The sequence below is a fragment of the Shewanella carassii genome (assembly GCF_019670705.1).
Classification (GTDB): domain Bacteria; phylum Pseudomonadota; class Gammaproteobacteria; order Enterobacterales; family Shewanellaceae; genus Shewanella; species Shewanella carassii.
In genome coordinates this window covers 4,103,268-4,119,638 of sequence record NZ_AP024618.1, presented here as the reverse complement: position 1 = coordinate 4,119,638, position 16,371 = coordinate 4,103,268, and the positions used below count along the sequence as shown (strand labels likewise).

Genomic DNA, 16,371 nt, shown 5'->3' with positions numbered 1-16,371 from the left:
TCATGGCGCCTTTGGCGCATTAGAAAAGGCGAATCTGTCCTTGTGGCATGCTCTTTTGGAGAGAGTGGCTTACACAGCAATTGGCATTCCAGGCATCTTCCTCAGGCCTGAACATACTGCTGCCGGTCGCCCAGCCAGCGCTGAATGATGGCATCGACATTCTCCGGTGCCTGGCTCATCACATGGCGGGCCAGTTTCTGGATGTGGGGAATAAGCGCCTGATCCCGTACCAGATCGGCCACCTTCATATCGGCTATACCTGTTTGGCGGGTGCCCAGCACTTCACCGGGGCCGCGGATCTCCAGATCTTTTTGGGCAATCACAAAGCCGTCGTTGCTCTGGCGCAATACTCCAAGCCGTTTGGTGGCCGTGTGTGACAACGGCGCCTTGTACAGCAGGACGCAGTGGCTGGCCACGGCGCCGCGACCGACCCGGCCGCGCAACTGGTGCAGCTGCGCCAGTCCCAGCCGCTCCGGGTTCTCGATGATCATCAGACTGGCGTTGGGCACATCGACCCCCACTTCAATGACAGTGGTGGCCACCAACAACTTGAGTTCGCCGCGTTTGAAGCTGTCCATAACTTGTTGTTTTTCTGCGCTCTTCATACGGCCATGTACCAGGCCTATGCTCAGCTCCGGCAGGGCGGCACGCAGTTCTTCGCAGGTGTCTTCGGCCGCCTGGCATTCGAGCACTTCGGATTCTTCGATAAGGGTGCAGACCCAGTAGGCCTGGCGACCGTCATTGAGCGCCGCCTGACGTACCCTGTCGATCACCTCCTGACGCCGACTGTCACTGATGGCCACTGTGGTGACCGGGGTGCGCCCCGGCGGTAACTCGTCGATGATGGAGGTATCCAGGTCCGCATAGGCGGTCATCGCCAGGGTGCGGGGAATAGGGGTTGCCGTCATGATCAGCTGGTGGGGATGAAAACCCTGGCTGATGCCTTTCTCTCTCAGCCCCAGGCGCTGATGTACGCCGAATCTGTGTTGCTCATCTATGATGATCAACGCCAGCTTGTGAAACTGTACCTGCTCTTGAAAGATGGCGTGGGTGCCTATCACCATGTGGGCACTGCCGGAGGCGATATCCTCCAGCGACTGGGCCCTGGCCTTACCCTTGAGCTTACCCGCCAGCCAACCGACCTTGAGCCCCAATGGCTCCAGCCATTGGCTGAAATTAATCGCATGTTGCTCGGCCAACAGCTCAGTGGGCGCCATCATGGCCACCTGATAACCGTTTTCTATCGCCTGCAGCGCCGCCATGGCCGCCACCAAGGTCTTGCCCGAGCCGACATCGCCCTGAACCAGGCGCATCATGGGTTGCGGCTTTTCAATATCGCGGCCGATATCTGCCACCACTCGCTGTTGCGCTCCCGTAGGTTTAAAGGGCAAGGCGGCGAGGAAAGGATTGAGCAAAGCGCCGGTGGCGGGCAAAGGCACGGCTTTGTCATGATTACTGCGCTCTCTGAGCTTGAGCATAGACAGGTTATGCGCCAGCAACTCTTCCTGCACCAGGCGTTGCTGCGCCGGGTGTTGCCCCTGTTCCAAGCGATAGATATCGACATCTGCCGGGGGCCTATGCAGGGTGCGCACCGCCTGGGCCAGGCTTTGCTGATTGGGGCGCAGAGCCTCGGGCAGCAACTCTTGCAGTCCGTCCTCCTGCAGCAGGCTTAGAGCCTGCTCGGTCAATTTCATCCAGCTGGCCTGTTTGAGTCCTTCAGTGGTGGGGTAGATGGGCGTCAGGGTTTCGCTGAGGTTAGGCGGTTCGTCGCCCTTGAGTATCTTGTAATCCGGATGAATGATCTCGGCCTGATGATTACCTCGGCGCACTTCGCCGTAGGCTCTAATGGTCAGCCCTTGTTGCATGGCATTGCGCTGGGCGGCAGAGAAATTGAAGAACCTCAGGGTCATGGTGCCGCTGTCATCACGGACATTGCAGATCAACATGCGCTTGCGGCCATTGATGATCTGGCTGGATTGAATTTCGGCTTCTATGGTGCCGTAGCTGCCGGGTGTGAGGCTGGCTATGGGATAGATGCGGGTTCTGTCTTCGTAGCGCAGCGGCAGGTGGAACAGCAGATCCTGTACCGTGTTGATTCCGAGCTTGTGCAGTTTCTCAGCCATTTTAGCGGCTACGCCCTTGAGCTCGGTGATAGCAATAAGATCCAGTCTCTGCAAACCTTTAGCACCGGATTACTGTGAATTTATACATATACTATCAGAGAAATAGCCCTTGGCAATGCGTTGCTTTTATCGGCTGGATAAAGTGTGGCGTAATGGTGGCAGGGCTTCTGCTGGGATGTGATGAAGGTACGGCAAAAGCCCTGGGGCGGATTATTCTACCGTCGCCGCCAGTTTAACAGGGTGACCAAGGGCTTTATCAGTAGCTGAACACTACCGATGACAAACAGCCAGGCGCCGATAAGAGTGTGAACATCGGTGAGAAAAAAGAAGCTGCCCAGTAGAAAACAGAGCGCGACTATCAGGTCGCTGAGGGTATTGAACAAGGCGTGTTTGGGAAGAGGGGTGGCGGGGGCTTTGATATCTTGCTCGGCAAAATATCGCTGCTTACTGTCGATCATGGTTCCTTCTTGGTAGTTATGATTTGCCGCGATACCTTAACGCTGCCACCTTCAGGGTGCAAATCTAATTCTCTGTTTTAATAAAATAAATATATCAACATAATCATTGGATTAAGTTAATAGCTGGCCCCTTTGGTTCGGCAGGTTTGGCTAAAGCGTAGCGTAACTTAACGGCCCAGGCCTGAACCTTGGGTAACAGTTATTTCACCGTTAAAGCCTATCAGTTCGGCGAGGGTTTGTGCGTAGGCTCTGGCCTTGTCTGTGGCCTGTTTTTGAGGTTTGAACAGGCCAAAACCGAGTCGCTCACGCTCAGCAAAACAGAGTACCACGCTGACACTTATGAGCTCTTCGTCAGTTAGGTGTTCAAGCATGTGACTTCTGAATCTTTCGTTATAGGTATTGCGTTGCAGCTCTATGCGGCAGAGTTGACTGAGAGGCTTGCTTTTTCCGCCCTGGAAGAAGCAACCCTGTTGCAGATCCAAAGTTACGGGTTTGAGCAAGCGGTAGAGGTTCAGGCCCATGATGATGCCGCTGAGCCCCAACACTATGGCTATGATGGCAGCCGTAAACCAAGTGTCCTGTCTGGCGGGGTTCAACACCAGTACTCCCAACATTCCGGCAAGCATCAATAGTAGTCCCCAAAGTGCGTATTTCAGTTGCGTTTGCCTGCTGCGCCAGACGAGTTTCAATTTGCCCGGCTCGGCTTTGAGCTCTGTCATCAGCATATGCTGCTGATATTGGCAGAGCCTGGCCTGCTGTGGATTTTTGGTCATAAAATGGTCACCATGAAATCAGTCGTTTGTCGTAAAACCCAGTGCTCAAACCAGCAGGCTCGAGTGAGCCGCTATCAGTTGCCAGCCGCTTGTCCTGTGCAGCCAAACCCGGGTAAAGCGAAAACGACCGTTGGCCGGTGCTTTGGCATAGCTGCCCTGAATATTCACCTCCGCCGATACTATCGCAGTCCCCTGATGCAGTCGTATCTCTTCGGTTAGAGTGTCTATCCGAGTGATATTGAGCAGGCCTGAGCTGTGGGCATGCAGATCCTCTGCTTTGCCGAGCACTTGTCCCAGGTGATTGGTGAATATCAGTTGAGGCGACAACAGTCTATCCAGCAAATTGATATCCGAATTCAACATGGCACTACGCAGTTGGCTTTCCAGTTGCTGAATCTCTGTGATGTGATTCATGGTTATTCCCAAGGTCTGATGACTGGCGGCAAAGACGCAAGAAGGTTTAAAAAATACTGACTTTGGCACACTTGCCACAGTACCAGGAGTTCTGCCATTGATTCAGCGCCGCCTGGTATTGCTGCATCGACTTTCGCCCTCCCAAGTAATTTTTCCACAGCCAATCGGCGCTCAGGATCAGAGTAAAACAGGAGACAAAAAAGCACAGCACTCCCAGCCAAAAACTGCTCCAGTTGCTGCCTGCCTGAACCCCCAGGTAGCCGCCCAAGAGTAGTCCGGGGAAAGCCGCCAGAAATAGCACCAAGGGCTGAGGGTCAGATGGCGGCGAGCAGCGCTTGGCCAGTTCGGTTTGCAGTTGGGCGCTACCCTTGAGTTTTTGTTTTCCATGCACAGAAAAGGGTTGGTTGTTCCACACGGGTTTGGCCGAGGCGCTGACTGAAACTTCTGTGGTGCCCTCGGCATGAATGGCTTTGAAGTGTCTGATATTGTCTGAGCCGCAATGTCTGCAACGCATTGATTGTTCTCCTTAACTTAGACTAACCGGATCCCTGATTCTTCTCGTCCAAACAACAGCCTTTGGATAACGAGCCTTTGCTGGTCGCCGAATCATGGTAAAGCTTTTAGCCTCAGGGTTGAACCCCGATATGCTGCGCTTGCGGTATATTCAAGTGAACCCGCATTTATGGATATATAACAGTGAAATTTATCGGGCGTGTGCCCCTTAAAAAACCAAGCCATTTTAGGACGGGGCAGCGCTTTACTCCCGATATTCGCAGAAGGGAACCGGGTTTTGCCTGTTTTGGCAACAGCGATTGATAGCCGGTCTTGGTATCCTAAACCCCTGCGACTGAGGCTCTGGGGCTCAGGATACAGGTCACTGCACAAGGTAAGGGAGTTGTGTTTGTTTGAGCGCCTTTATAACCAGTGCCTTACTGATTTTCCCATAGAGAAAAACATCCAACAGCCGAGTAACTTACTCGCCAAAAAACTAACCTCAAGTTGTGAGCCCCTGCATAGTTAAATTGATTAACCTGCGTAAAATCCGCGCGCCAATAACATACGCGTAAACACTATTTGGGGAGATATCGATGAAGTTGAGTAAAGTCGGCCTGGGAGCCACTCTGTTGATCTGCTCGCAACTGGCGGGTTGTATGGGGCAGATGGGCCTTTCAGGCATGCTGACTAAAGGTAATTTGAGTGCGGTGGACAACCGTTACGGCCGCGCCGGTTTGTACGTGTTGTTGGCGCCCGTCTATGGCATTACCGCCACCGCCGATCTGTTTATTTTCAATAGCATTGAATTCTGGACCGGCAAGAATCCCATTACCGGCAAGTCACCGGCCTTGGTGGATATGCCGGCCGATGCCGTGTTCAAGATCAATCATAAGCTGGATAAGGATCTGACCACTGCGCCGGTAAAACTGAGCCGTGCCAGCATGTCAGCCATAGATGACAATACTCTGGCGATGACGCTGAGCTATGAAGATGGCACCGAGCAGGTAATGCTGGGGCGCAAGCAGGGGGAGATGGTGGACTTCTACTTGGATCAGCAATTCATTGCCAGTGTCAGCATCGCCGAGATGGAAAGTTATGTAGCGGCTCGCTCTTGAGCGCTTTAGGGCTGTTTTGACCCTTAACTTGATGATATCCCGGGTTTTGACTATCTATTCTTGACGTCAAAACCCGGGATTTTTTTATGCTACAGTGGCTTGGCAATAAAGTTCTTCAGCATCATTCCCTTGCCAGTCCTGTACTTAGATTCAGGCGCTGGCGTGGGTGACCAGGTAGGCCATATAGCCGCAGTAACCCAACAGCAATACGGCACCGGCGCGGCGGCCGATACGTAATCCTCTCCAGGCAAAAGGCAATACCAACAAGGCCAAAGCCAACATCACGCTGAAATCCAAAGTACTGAAGCCGGCAGAGCTGATAGGGTGCACTAGGGCTGTGACCCCGAGGATCCCCAGCAAGTTGAACAGGTTGGAGCCAACCACATTACCTATGGCGATATCGCTCTGGCCCTTGAGTGCGGCCAGAATCGAGGTCACTAATTCCGGCATGCTGGTGCCTATGGCAATAATGGTCAGGCCGATCACTACTTCGCTGATGCCGAAGGTACGGGCCAACTCGACCGCGCCATCGACAAACAGTATGCCGCCACCCACCAACATGCCGATACCGGCGATGATAAACAGCAGCGACAGCAGAGGGTTCTTGGGACCTTCAATAGGTTCGTCTGTCTCTTCGCCCTTGCTGCTGAAATAGCTGAGCAACAGATAGCCTACCAGTAAGCTGGTCAGCACGGCGCCGTCAATCAGGCTCAGTTCACCGTCGAGTACCAGCAGCCACATCAGAATAGAGGCACCAATCATCAGTGGAATGTCGCGTCTGACCATCTGTGTCTGCACCCCGATCGGGCGGATCAGTGCGGTCAGCGCCAGGATCAGACCGATATTGGCGATATTGGAGCCCACCACGTTACCCAGGGCAATGCCCGGGCTACCGGCCAGTGCTGACTTAACGCTCACTGCCAGTTCGGGAGCACTGGTACCGAAGGCGACGATCGTCAAGCCGATCACCAGCGGGGTGATCCCCAGGCGCAGGGCGATGACGCTGGCGCCGCGAACCAAGGCTTCGGCTCCGAGAGTCAAAATTAAGAAGCCGCCGAGAATAGAGAGTGCAATCAACATTGAAAACCGCTTTTCCTGTCAATAAGGTGCCATACAGAACGGCACCGATGAATGTATTTGGGCTGCCAGCATAAGGTTTTTCCCCTCGAAGGCAACCCCTTTTTGACAGAATATGTCATAAAAATCCCGGCCGGAGCCGGGATGATCAGATAAACCAGGATGAGGGCTTTAGATTTCGTCTTCCCAGACGACCTTGGCGCCGCGGATGCCTTCCATCCGGCTGGCGTATCTGCTCTCCAACACATGGCGCTTGATTTTTAGCGTTGGGGTCAGCACATCGTTTTCTATGGTCCAAGGCTCCTTGACCACCAAAACAGCTTCCACGGTTTCATGGGATTCCAGGTTGGGGTTGACCGCATCCACAGTGGCCTTGAGCGAGGCGCGTACCTCTTCTCTGGCTTGCAGCGCCGCGCCTTCAGAGAGTTGCACCAAAGCCACAGGGTGGGGCAGTCCCAGGCCGATGACACAGATAAGCTCCACATGGGGATCCTGCGCCAGCTTACGTTCAATCGGCACTGGCGCCACATACTTGCCCTTGGCGGTCTTGAAGTTGTCCTTGACCCGGCCTGTGATGCTGACGCAGCCGTCGGCATCTATGGCGCAGAGGTCGCCGGTGAGGAAAAAGCCCTCTTCATCGAAGGCGGCGGCTGTGGCTTCCGGCGCCTTGTAATATTCACGCATCAATCCCGGGCTCTTCACCAGCAGTTCGCCATTGGCCGCCTGCTTGACCTCGCAGCCGATCACCGGCTTGCCGACAGTGCCTATCTTACTGGCATCGAAGGGGAAGTTGATGATTGAGTAGGCGCAGTTTTCCGTCATGCCCCAGGCTTCGCAGATATCCAACCCTATGTTGTGATACCACTCCACCAGTGATGGCGGTATCGGCGCCGAACCTGAACCGAGCAAACGACACTTATCCAGCCCCAGGCCCTTATGGATCTTGCGTTTGACCAGATGGCTGATGAGGGGGATCTTCAGTAGCAGATTGAGCCTGGCGTAGCCGACCTTATCGATAATGTTCTTCTGGAACAGGGTCCACAGCCGAGGTACCGAGAAGAACACGGTTGGCCGCATTCGCTGTACATCGGCAACAAAACTGTCGAGGCTTTCGACAAAGGCAACGCAAGAGCCGGAATAGAAGGAGGAACCCTCTATCGCCACCCGCTCTGTGATATGGGCCAGCGGCAGGTAGGACAGCAGTCTGTCTTTACCATCTGTCTTGAGATCGCGCACCACGGCATTACAGGTCCAGCCATAACTGCCGAAGGTTTGGATGGCGCCCTTGGGCTTGCCGGTGGAACCTGAGGTGTAGATCAGCGTCATCACCTGCTCGGCCTCGGGATAAGGGGCATCCACCAGAGGTGTACCGAGATTCAACAGTTGCTGCCATTGATATTGAGCCGGCATGGTGTCATAAGGCATCGCCAGGCGCAGAATATCACCGCCGACACCGGCTTCCTGATCGGCCCAGTGATCCAGTTTACCCAGCATGATGGCCTTACAGCCACTGTGTTCCAGCACGTAGCGTATGGTATCGGCATTGGCCGTGGGGTAGATGGGCACACTGATATAGCCGCCATGCATCAGCGCTAGATCGGTAATGAACCACTCGGCGCAGTTTTTCGACAGCACGGCTATCTTGTCGCCGGGTTGCAGCCCCAAGTGACGCAGGCCGCCGCAGAGTTGTTGCACCTTGGCCTGTACCTGACGCCAGGTCAGATCCTGATATTGGCCGTTGATTGGCTGCCTGAGATAGATCTCATCGCCTTGAGTCTCTACCCAGTGGTCGAGCATTTCCACCGGGCTCTTGAATGATGCTTCCATGGGGTGTCCCCTTTACTGTTCTTGTTATCTGCGTAGCTGCAGCTTCCCCCACGGCGGCTGCAACGATCTGATTATCTGTTAGTTTCGCTATGCAGTGGCCAAACCAGTATGGCGACAATTGTGATCTGGTGCAATATTTAATCGGTTGTTTGAAATGCTTCACAGTTTGGGGGCGGGTTCACGCATCCGTTGCCACCAGTCGGCAGCGGCGACTATCTGGCCCTGCGCGTCTATGGCCGGGTAGGGAATGCCTTTACGCCGACAGGCTTTGGCATAAATGGGGTGGCCTTGCTCAAACAACATGGTCTGGCAATAGTCATTGTCCAGCTTGCGACTGCTATAGAGCCCGGCCTCCTGCCGCTGACGCTGCGCCTCATACAATAGCAGCGCCGATGCCACCGAGACATTGAGGGATTGCACCATGCCGACCATAGGGATCACTACCTGCTCGTCGGCGGCGGCCAGGGCTTCGGCGCTGATGCCATCACGTTCATTACCGACAATAAAGGCGGTGGGACGGCGGTAATCCAGCTCCCTAAAGTCACGGGCCTGGGGGCCGAAATGGGTGGCGACCAGCTGCATCCCGCGCGCCTTGCAAGCCTTGGCCGCCGAGGCGAAGTCATAGTGTTTAATGGTTTTGACCCACTGCTGACTGCCGGAGGCGGTATTGCCGGACAGGCGCATATCGGCATCGGGCCAGACCGCATGGATTTCGTGGATACCCACAGCATCGGCACTGCGCAGCGCGGCGGAAATATTGTTGCTCTTGTGGACTCTGTCCAGGATCAGGCTCAGATCCGGCTGGCGCATGTCCAGCATTTGGTTGATGCGAGCGAAGCGTTCGGGGCTCATTGGCGGGGGATCCTATATGAAAAAGGGCGCCGTAGCGCCCTGTATTGGGGAGGGAACTCAGAGTTCCATCACACCGTCCATCTCGACCAGAGAACCCTTTGGCAGCTCTTTCACGCCGATGGCGGCGCGGGCCGGGTAAGGCTGGTTGAAGTAACGGCTCATGATTTCGTTGACCGTGGCAAAGTTGCCCAGATCCAGCATATAGATATTCAGCTTGACGATATCGGCCATGGAACCGCCGGCGGCTTCACAGACGGCCTTGAGGTTGTCGAATACTCGTACAACCTGGGTTTCAAAGTCGTCACCGGCCAGTGCCATGGTGGCTGGGTCCAGCGGGATCTGCCCGGACAGGTAGACTGTGCTGCCTACTTTGACTGCCTGGGAGTAGGTGCCGATAGCGGCGGGAGCCTTGTCTGTTGCTATGATGATCTTCTCTGCCATAACGCTCTCTCTTTTTTCTGTTATCAACGGTTACGGGATGTACGCAGAACCTCGGGCAGTACCCTGATTCGGCGCATAACATTTGCCATGTGGATCCGGTCGCGAACCGAGATGCGCAGGTTGATCAGATAGACGCGGCCATCGCGCTCTTCGGTGCTGAGATTGTGAATATTGGAGCCTTCGGCGGCAATGATATTGGTGATCTTCGCCAACGCGCCCTGATGGTTGACGATTTCGACCCTCAGGTTGGCCTGGAATTCGACCCCATCGACGGCATCCCATTGCACCGGAATATACTTGTCCGGCTCGCCCTGATAGCCGCGGATATTGGCGCAGTTTTCCATGTGCACCACCAGGCCCTTGCCCGGGCTCACGTGAGCAATCACGGCATCCCCAGGAATGGGGCGGCAGCAGTTGGCGAAGGTAACCAGCATGCCTTCGGCGCCGCGGATCGGCATCAGCTTGTGCTCATCATGTTGCTTTTGCGGCTCTATCTTGTCGCCCTTGAGGCGTTGGGCTATGACTATGCTCATGGCATTGCCAAGACCTATGTCGGCCAGCAGTGATTGCAGATCGGCGTGTTTGGTGTCTTTGACGACCTTGTCTATCTGCGCCGGATCTATCTGTTCCAGCTTGGTTTCGCCCAGTGCATGGTTCAGCAGACGCCTACCCAGGGTGCTGGCTTCGTCCTGCTTGAGGCTCTTGAGCACCTGACGGATTTTGGCGCGGGCCTTGCCGGTAACCACGAAGTTGAGCCAGGCGGCGTTGGGGCGGGCGCCTTTGGCGGTGATGATCTCGACCGTTTGCCCGGAAATCAGCGGTTGACTCAAGGGGTAGGCCTGGCGGTTGACCCGGGCGCCGACACAGGTGTTACCCACATCAGTGTGTACCTCATAGGCGAAATCCACTGCGGTGGCGCCTACCGGCAGTTCCAGAATGCGGCCCTCGGGAGTGAACACATAGATCTCTTCCGGGAACAGCTCTGTCTTGACGTTTTCAACAAATTCAAACGAGGTGGAAGCACTCTGCTGCAGTTCCAGCAGGCTTTGCATCCATTTGCGGGCGCGCAGCTGGGTAGTGGTACCCGAGGCGCCGGTCTGGCCACTCTTGTACATCCAGTGGGCCGCAACCCCTTTATCGGCCATCTGGTCCATGTCTTCGGTACGGATCTGAATTTCCACCGGTACCGCATGGGGACCAAACAGCGAGGTATGCAACGACTGATAACCGTTGGCCTTGGGAATGGCGATATAGTCTTTAAACCTGCCCGGACGCGGCTTGTAGAGGCCGTGCATCACCCCGAGCACCCGATAACAGGTGTCTATGGAGTCCACTATCAAGCGGAAGGCATAGATATCCATCACTTCCTGGAATTGCAGCTCTTTGCTGCGCATCTTGTTGTAGATGGAATAGAGGTTCTTTTCCCTGCCCTTGACCTTGCCCTTGATACCCACATCTTCCAGGCGGGTACGAATGGCGGTTTCTATGCTTTGGATCAGTTCCTTGCGGTTACCGCGGGCGGCACGAACCACCTCTTTGAGTACCCGATAGCGCATAGGGTAATAGGCCTGAAAGCCGAGATCTTCCAACTCTGTCTTGATATTGTGAATACCTAGACGGTTGGCGATGGGGGCGTAAATTTCCAGGGTTTCGCGGGCAATGCGGCGACGTTTGTCCGGCCGCAGGGCGCCCAGGGTGCGCATATTGTGGGTGCGGTCGGCCAGTTTGATGAGGATCACCCGGATATCCTGGGTCATGGCCATCATCATTTTGCGGAAGTTTTCCGCCTGGGCCTCTTTCTTGTCGCGGAATTTGATCTTGTCGAGCTTGGAGACACCTTCCACCAGTTCCGCCACCGAGGCGCCGAACAGTTCGGCCAGATCCTGATGGGTAACTTGGGTGTCTTCTATGGTGTCGTGTAGCAGGGCGGCCATCAGCGTCTCATGGTCGAGACGCATTTCGGCCAGGATGCGGGCAACCGCAACCGGATGGGTAATATAGGGTTCGCCACTGGTACGCATCTGCCCTTCATGGGCATCACGCGCCACCTGATAGGCCTGCTTGAGTAATTCTACCTGCTCCGGCTCCAGATAACTGGCGGCAGACTCCTTGAGACCTTCAAACAGATACAAGTGGCTGTTCTCCTAAGAATATGCCTTAGAGTGAAGAGTGACCTTCTGCAATCGCTGCCACGGCAGCAATTTCAGCTGCTTCGCGCTCACGTACGCTCTGACGCTCATCGGCATCCAGAGTCGCTGAGTTAACCAGTCCCTGTTCGATTTCGCGCAGTGCGATAACAGTGGGTTTGTCGTTTTGCTCTTCAACCAAAGGATCTTTACCCTGGACGGCGATCTGACGGGCACGACGCGCCGCAACCATGATCATATCAAAACGGTTGCCGATCTGTTTAACGGCGTCTTCTACAGTAACGCGAGCCATGTGTTGAAACTCCAGTGATTTGAATGGAAAAAATGACGCAAAATTGTACACGAAGGCAATTAATCTGCCAACAGACCCTTAAGCATATCATTGTGAGTGTTAATTTGACTAGCACGAGTCAGGCGTTGCGAGCGAATGATCGCGCTCAGATCACTCAGTGCGGTCTCAAAATCGTCGTTGACTATGATGAAATCATACTCTTTATAGTGCGACATTTCCGATACCGCCTGTGCCATGCGTGAGGCGATGACTTCGCTGCTGTCCTGACCTCGACCGGTCAGGCGGCGCTCCAGTTCTTCGCGGGACGGCGGCAGAATAAAGATGCCGATGGCCTCGGGCATCAGCTTCTTCACTTGCTGGGCACCCTGCCAGTCGATATCCAGGAACACATCTATGCCTCGAGCCAGTGTTTCTTCAATGACCCTGCGGGAAGTGCCATAAAAGTTACCGAAGACTTCGGCCCACTCGAAGAAGGCTTCTTCGGCGATCAGCGCCTTGAACTCCTCCACCGACACAAAGTGATAGTGTTGGCCGTTAACCTCGCCCGGGCGGGGTTGGCGAGTAGTGTGCGATACGGAAACTTGTTTGTCGGCTGGTTTGTTGGCCAGCAGGGCTGCAATCAGTGACGATTTGCCCGCTCCACTGGGGGCCGAGACAATAAAGAGGTTTCCGCGTGCGCTCATAATATTTGGGTTCCAAGTCTTTGGTTGCAAAAAATCGGTGGCTGATAAAGAAAGAGGCGAACAGCCGCTCTGTCGGCAATCGGGCTTGCACAAAAGATGTTCAATACCGCTTTCTTAAGGGCCGCTATTATATAGGCAGGCAGCGCTGTCATGCCAGTGGCGCTGACAATCGCCGTCAAATTCGTTAGTCTGCCATCTGTAAGTTGGCCGATTTTTTAAGGGGTTCCGTGCTGTATCAATCGCTCATCTGTATTCAGGGTTACGATAATGGCCAGCGGCATGCGGCCATCAGTGGCGCCGTTTATTTTTTACTACTCGTGCTGGGGCTACTTTCTGGTGGCGGTAGTTTCATCTGGTTGCCCGGGGTTTTACTGGCACCGGTATTACTGCTCAGTTGTCGTCGTCGCCTGGGTGATGGTGGCCTTAATCCCTGGTTGTCGCTGATAGCTCTGCTGCCTTGGCTTATTCTGTTGTTGACCTTGGGTAGCGGCCAGGAAGGCGGTTATCTGATAGGTGCTCTGGTGCTGGCTTTGGCGCTGCATACAGGTTTGGCATTGTTGCCAGGGGAGAGTCGCGGCGCCCGAAGCCAGCGAGACTATGTGCAGGGATACTGTGGCCCTGTGCCTTTGAGCGCCGCGCGCAAAAACAAGATAAGACGGGTCGAGCCAACCCTGGGTGGCGCCTCAGTCTCTGGGCCTGAACGTGAGCCTGAACCTGAATTTGCACCTGGCAATGCTGCCGAGCGCGGCGCTGCTGAGTATAACGCCGTCCATGACCTCAGTCATGACGCCATCTCCTATGGACCTGGCCGCAGCCGTTATTTCGACTCGGCGCCGACCGAGGGCGATACCTCCGCGATAGAGACAGAGCCTGGCTGGCATACAGATAAGCAAGCCAGGCATAAGGTCAATAGCGCTGAGCCTGGGTTTGATGATGAGGTCGACCGCACCGGTTCCTTGTCGGTATTGCTGCTCTCCTGGCGTGATGCTGGAATGCAACTTTGGCTGCGGCTTGGGGGCTTTTCGGCCGCCCAGCGTAAGGGGCTTGCCATAGCCGCTCTGGTCACAGCGCTGCTTGGCTTGGGAATGATCATATGGCTGCTGTGGCCTCAGGCTGAGCCTAATGAAGCATCAGGCAATGATGAGACTACTGAGATTGTGGCCGAAACTTCCGACAGGGTGACAGTGCGCCTGCCTGACAGCTTCAGTCTATCGCTTGATGGTGACTTGCTGCGTATGAGCTGGCTTGGCGATACTGATGCCCCGGGCACCTTGTGGGATCTGGCTACCGCCAAGGGCGACCGCCGCTGCGCCGAGCTGGTGTTCAACAATGGCACTGGCTATCGGCCCATGTCGGTCGTTATCGGCGATAACGGCAAGGTCGAAGCGGCCTTTAGCCCCCTGGATAGCCAGGTGATTGTTCAGGACATGGCGCGGCGGGGCTCGGTTAAGCTCTGTGGCTATGACTTTAGCCTCAAGGGCAGTCTGGCGGCATTGGGTTCTGTTCCGGCCTTCCGGCAACTGATTGAATAGGGAGCATATCGGCGCACGGTTAACCACAGCTTTGATTTATCAGAACCGTGGTTCTGTTATACTGCTTCGCCTCTTTCGGCTCGGCTTTCTTCGCGACACATGCGACGGTTTATGGCGACAAAATTAACTCTGGTGATTATGGCCGCCGGGCTGGGGAGTCGTTTTGGCGGCGATAAACAGTTGGCGGCATTGGGGCCCAATGGGGAAACCATGCTGCAATTGGCGTTACGCTCGGCCATCAAGGCCGGGTTTACCCGCGCCGTGCTGGTTATCCGCCCCGAGCTTGAACGCGAGATCCATCGCCAGTTAAGCGACTTCCTGCCTTCCGGGTTTGAGTGGCATCTTTGTTATCAGACGCTGGATGATCTGCCACAGCCGGTATCGGCAAGGCAGACAAGGGATATCACAAAGCGCCACAGTAACAGGCAAAAACCTTGGGGCACGGCGCATGCCCTTTGGAGTGCCAGGCATCTGGTCGATGGCCCCATGGCAGTGGTCACCGCAGATGATTATTATGGCGATCATGCCTTTGTGCAGTTGGCCGAGGGGCTTAGGCAATATCCCAATGAATGGATGATGGTGGCCTGGCCGCTGGGACTGACTTTGTCCGAGCATGGCGGGGTGAATCGTGGCCTGTGTGAGGTCAATGATAGGGGGTACCTGACTTCGGTGCAGGAGTGGCTCGATATTCGTCAAGGCACCCATGGCCTTGAGGGAGAGCTTCAGGGCGAACGTCGGCCGATAGCCGCCGATGCCTTGGTATCCATGACCTGCTGGGGCTTTTCGGTGAATATATTTGCCGCACTGGAGCAAGGGCTCAGAAGCTTTTTGGCAACCCATGGCGATGATCTTAAAGCCGAGTGTTATCTGCCCGCGATAGTGCAAAATGCAATCGAGCAGCCAGACCCTGAGCCGTGTCAGCAACAGCAAAACCTTATTACCCGCAGTGTCAGGGTGGAAACCGCCCGCGAGGCCTGGTTGGGAGTGACATATCCCCAGGACGCCGCCCGGGTGAAACAGCAATTACAGGAGTTAATGGGTGCTTGAGCTTATTCGGCAGCAGGTGCTGCCTCACTTCGGGATCCCCAATGATGCCAAAATCAGCCCACTGGGCAATGGCCATATCAACGACACCTTTCTGATCCGCAGCGCCGATAGCGAACTTGTGCTGCAAAAGATCAACACCCAGGTATTTCCAGCGCCCAACGCCTTGGTCAATAACGCAGCCAAAATCAGTGACCATTTGAGTCAGTGTGCTGCTGAAGGTCGCTATCAACTGCAGCTGATAAAGCCTGTGATGACCCGCGAGCAGCAATTGGCACTGGATCTCGGTGAACAGGGATTCTGGCGCGCCATTAACTATCTGCCTTTCAGTCAGAGCCTCGAAGTGGTGCGCTCTGAGGTCGAGGCCGAACAGGCGGCCCGTGCATTTGGTCATTTCGCCCGCGCCTTGAGCCGAGTCGACCCCCATGAACTGGAAGATGTGATCCCTCTGTTTCACCATCTGCCGGGCAGAATTGAAGCGCTTTCCAAGGCGGTTGCCGAGGACCCGCTTGGGCGCCTGCAGCACTGCCTGCAGTGGGCCGAGTTGGCCTTGTCCCAGCAATCGCTGCTTGTGGAGCTTGAAGATACCTGCGCCGGTTTGCCGCTGCGGATTTGCCACAACGACACCAAGATCAACAACATGCTGTTCGACAAGCGTGATATGTCCAGCATGGCCATCATAGATCTCGACACCTGCATGAAGGGTTTCCTGATGTATGACTTCGGCGACATGGTGCGCACCTTCTGCTCGCCCGAGGCCGAAGACTCCACTGCACTCGATAAGGTCAGAGTCAGGCCCGAAGTGTTTGCCGCCATCTGCCGGGGTTACCTGGCAGAGCTGGGCGAGGTGTTGACGCCACTGGAGCGCCAGAGTCTATGGCTGGGTGCCAGAGTCATTTGTCTTATGATAGGTGTGCGTTTCCTTACCGACTATCTGTTGGGGGATAAGTATTTCCATATCCACCGCGAAGGTCACAACCTGGACAGAGCCGCCAACCAGTTCACCCTCTATCTCAGCTTATTGCAGCAGAGCGAGGCCCTTAAGGCGTGTTTGCGTTTGGGCTAGATGCCGTGTTGGACGCAGTCGACACCAGGGCG

16 protein-coding genes are annotated in these 16,371 nt (G+C 55.2%); 4 read left to right on the top strand and 12 right to left on the bottom strand.

What is annotated here, in order from left to right; genetic code table 11:
• Positions 1-101 precede the first annotated feature (101 nt).
• The 5 genes from recG to K5621_RS18380 all read right to left on the bottom strand — a co-directional run bounded on the left by recG (position 102) and on the right by K5621_RS18380 (position 4,282).
• Positions 102-2,177, bottom strand: coding sequence for an ATP-dependent DNA helicase RecG (gene recG, locus K5621_RS18400; protein ID WP_221049981.1), 2,076 nt, complete (start codon positions 2,175-2,177; stop codon positions 102-104).
• A 161-nt stretch (positions 2,178-2,338) separates the two neighbouring features.
• Complete coding sequence (locus tag K5621_RS18395; protein ID WP_221049980.1) at positions 2,339-2,581, bottom strand: YrhK family protein; 243 nt, start codon at positions 2,579-2,581, stop codon at positions 2,339-2,341.
• 167 nt (positions 2,582-2,748) lie between these two features.
• Positions 2,749-3,354 (bottom strand): hypothetical protein, encoded by a 606-nt coding sequence (locus K5621_RS18390; protein WP_221049979.1) that lies wholly within the window; start codon positions 3,352-3,354, stop codon positions 2,749-2,751.
• Positions 3,355-3,399: 45 nt separating this feature from the next.
• Positions 3,400-3,768 (bottom strand): nuclear transport factor 2 family protein, encoded by a 369-nt coding sequence (locus tag K5621_RS18385; protein WP_221049978.1) that lies wholly within the window; start codon positions 3,766-3,768, stop codon positions 3,400-3,402.
• Between the two features lie 46 nt (positions 3,769-3,814).
• Positions 3,815-4,282, bottom strand: a complete 468-nt coding sequence (locus K5621_RS18380; RefSeq protein WP_221049977.1) for a hypothetical protein — start codon at positions 4,280-4,282, stop codon at positions 3,815-3,817.
• Between the two features lie 574 nt (positions 4,283-4,856).
• On the opposite strand from K5621_RS18380, the gene K5621_RS18375 reads away from it, so the two are divergent.
• Complete coding sequence (locus K5621_RS18375) at positions 4,857-5,378, top strand: DUF3332 domain-containing protein (protein ID WP_100143408.1); 522 nt, start codon at positions 4,857-4,859, stop codon at positions 5,376-5,378.
• 150 nt (positions 5,379-5,528) lie between these two features.
• Here K5621_RS18375 and K5621_RS18370 read toward each other — a convergent pair whose 3' ends face one another.
• From K5621_RS18370 to gmk, 7 genes are all read right to left on the bottom strand, one after another.
• A complete protein-coding gene (locus K5621_RS18370; RefSeq protein WP_100143409.1) occupies positions 5,529-6,458 on the bottom strand; it encodes a calcium/sodium antiporter in 930 nt (309 codons plus the stop codon).
• A gap of 168 nt (positions 6,459-6,626) precedes the next feature.
• On the bottom strand, positions 6,627-8,282 hold the full coding sequence (locus K5621_RS18365; protein ID WP_221049976.1) for an AMP-binding protein: 1,656 nt from the start codon (positions 8,280-8,282) through the stop codon (positions 6,627-6,629).
• A 159-nt stretch (positions 8,283-8,441) separates the two neighbouring features.
• Positions 8,442-9,134 carry a tRNA (guanosine(18)-2'-O)-methyltransferase TrmH gene (gene trmH / locus K5621_RS18360; RefSeq protein ID WP_221049975.1) on the bottom strand — a complete coding sequence of 231 codons (693 nt, stop codon included), beginning with the start codon at positions 9,132-9,134 and terminating at the stop codon, positions 8,442-8,444.
• A gap of 57 nt (positions 9,135-9,191) precedes the next feature.
• On the bottom strand, positions 9,192-9,575 hold the full coding sequence (locus K5621_RS18355; protein ID WP_025888534.1) for a RidA family protein: 384 nt from the start codon (positions 9,573-9,575) through the stop codon (positions 9,192-9,194).
• A 23-nt stretch (positions 9,576-9,598) separates the two neighbouring features.
• Entirely contained in the window at positions 9,599-11,707 is a 2,109-nt protein-coding gene (spoT, locus tag K5621_RS18350) for a bifunctional GTP diphosphokinase/guanosine-3',5'-bis pyrophosphate 3'-pyrophosphohydrolase (protein WP_028780077.1), read from the bottom strand.
• Between the two features lie 25 nt (positions 11,708-11,732).
• Positions 11,733-12,014: a DNA-directed RNA polymerase subunit omega gene (gene rpoZ / locus K5621_RS18345; RefSeq protein WP_100143412.1), complete on the bottom strand. Its 282-nt coding sequence runs from the start codon at positions 12,012-12,014 to the stop codon at positions 11,733-11,735.
• 59 nt (positions 12,015-12,073) lie between these two features.
• A complete protein-coding gene (gmk, locus tag K5621_RS18340; protein WP_221049974.1) occupies positions 12,074-12,697 on the bottom strand; it encodes a guanylate kinase in 624 nt (207 codons plus the stop codon).
• A 227-nt stretch (positions 12,698-12,924) separates the two neighbouring features.
• Between gmk and K5621_RS18335 the strand changes: the two genes are divergently transcribed.
• From K5621_RS18335 to K5621_RS18325, 3 genes are all read left to right on the top strand, one after another.
• Positions 12,925-14,229, top strand: coding sequence for a hypothetical protein (locus tag K5621_RS18335; RefSeq protein ID WP_221049973.1), 1,305 nt, complete (start codon positions 12,925-12,927; stop codon positions 14,227-14,229).
• Between the two features lie 111 nt (positions 14,230-14,340).
• Positions 14,341-15,276: an NTP transferase domain-containing protein gene (locus K5621_RS18330; RefSeq protein WP_221049972.1), complete on the top strand. Its 936-nt coding sequence runs from the start codon at positions 14,341-14,343 to the stop codon at positions 15,274-15,276.
• The gene (locus K5621_RS18325) at positions 15,269-16,339 is read left to right on the top strand and encodes a phosphotransferase enzyme family protein (RefSeq protein WP_221049971.1); all 1,071 of its coding nucleotides are present in this window, start codon (positions 15,269-15,271) and stop codon (positions 16,337-16,339) included. Before K5621_RS18330 ends, K5621_RS18325 begins: the two co-directional genes overlap by 8 nt.
• Positions 16,340-16,371: the final 32 nt, after the last annotated feature.

Excerpts from the sequence above, each read along its gene's own strand:
- K5621_RS18385 (WP_221049978.1), bottom strand. The coding sequence starts at position 3,768 with ATGAATCACATCACAGAGATTCAGCAACTGGAAAGCCAACTGCGTAGT.
- K5621_RS18390 (WP_221049979.1), bottom strand. The coding sequence starts at position 3,354 with ATGACCAAAAATCCACAGCAGGCCAGGCTCTGCCAATATCAGCAGCAT.
- trmH (WP_221049975.1), bottom strand. The coding sequence starts at position 9,134 with ATGAGCCCCGAACGCTTCGCTCGCATCAACCAAATGCTGGACATGCGC.
- K5621_RS18365 (WP_221049976.1), bottom strand. The coding sequence starts at position 8,282 with ATGGAAGCATCATTCAAGAGCCCGGTGGAAATGCTCGACCACTGGGTA.
- K5621_RS18380 (WP_221049977.1), bottom strand. The coding sequence starts at position 4,282 with ATGCGTTGCAGACATTGCGGCTCAGACAATATCAGACACTTCAAAGCC.
- K5621_RS18375 (WP_100143408.1), top strand. The coding sequence starts at position 4,857 with ATGAAGTTGAGTAAAGTCGGCCTGGGAGCCACTCTGTTGATCTGCTCG.
- K5621_RS18330 (WP_221049972.1), top strand. The coding sequence starts at position 14,341 with ATGGCGACAAAATTAACTCTGGTGATTATGGCCGCCGGGCTGGGGAGT.
- gmk (WP_221049974.1), bottom strand. The coding sequence starts at position 12,697 with ATGAGCGCACGCGGAAACCTCTTTATTGTCTCGGCCCCCAGTGGAGCG.
- K5621_RS18370 (WP_100143409.1), bottom strand. The coding sequence starts at position 6,458 with ATGTTGATTGCACTCTCTATTCTCGGCGGCTTCTTAATTTTGACTCTC.
- rpoZ (WP_100143412.1), bottom strand. The coding sequence starts at position 12,014 with ATGGCTCGCGTTACTGTAGAAGACGCCGTTAAACAGATCGGCAACCGT.
- K5621_RS18395 (WP_221049980.1), bottom strand. The coding sequence starts at position 2,581 with ATGATCGACAGTAAGCAGCGATATTTTGCCGAGCAAGATATCAAAGCC.
- K5621_RS18355 (WP_025888534.1), bottom strand. The coding sequence starts at position 9,575 with ATGGCAGAGAAGATCATCATAGCAACAGACAAGGCTCCCGCCGCTATC.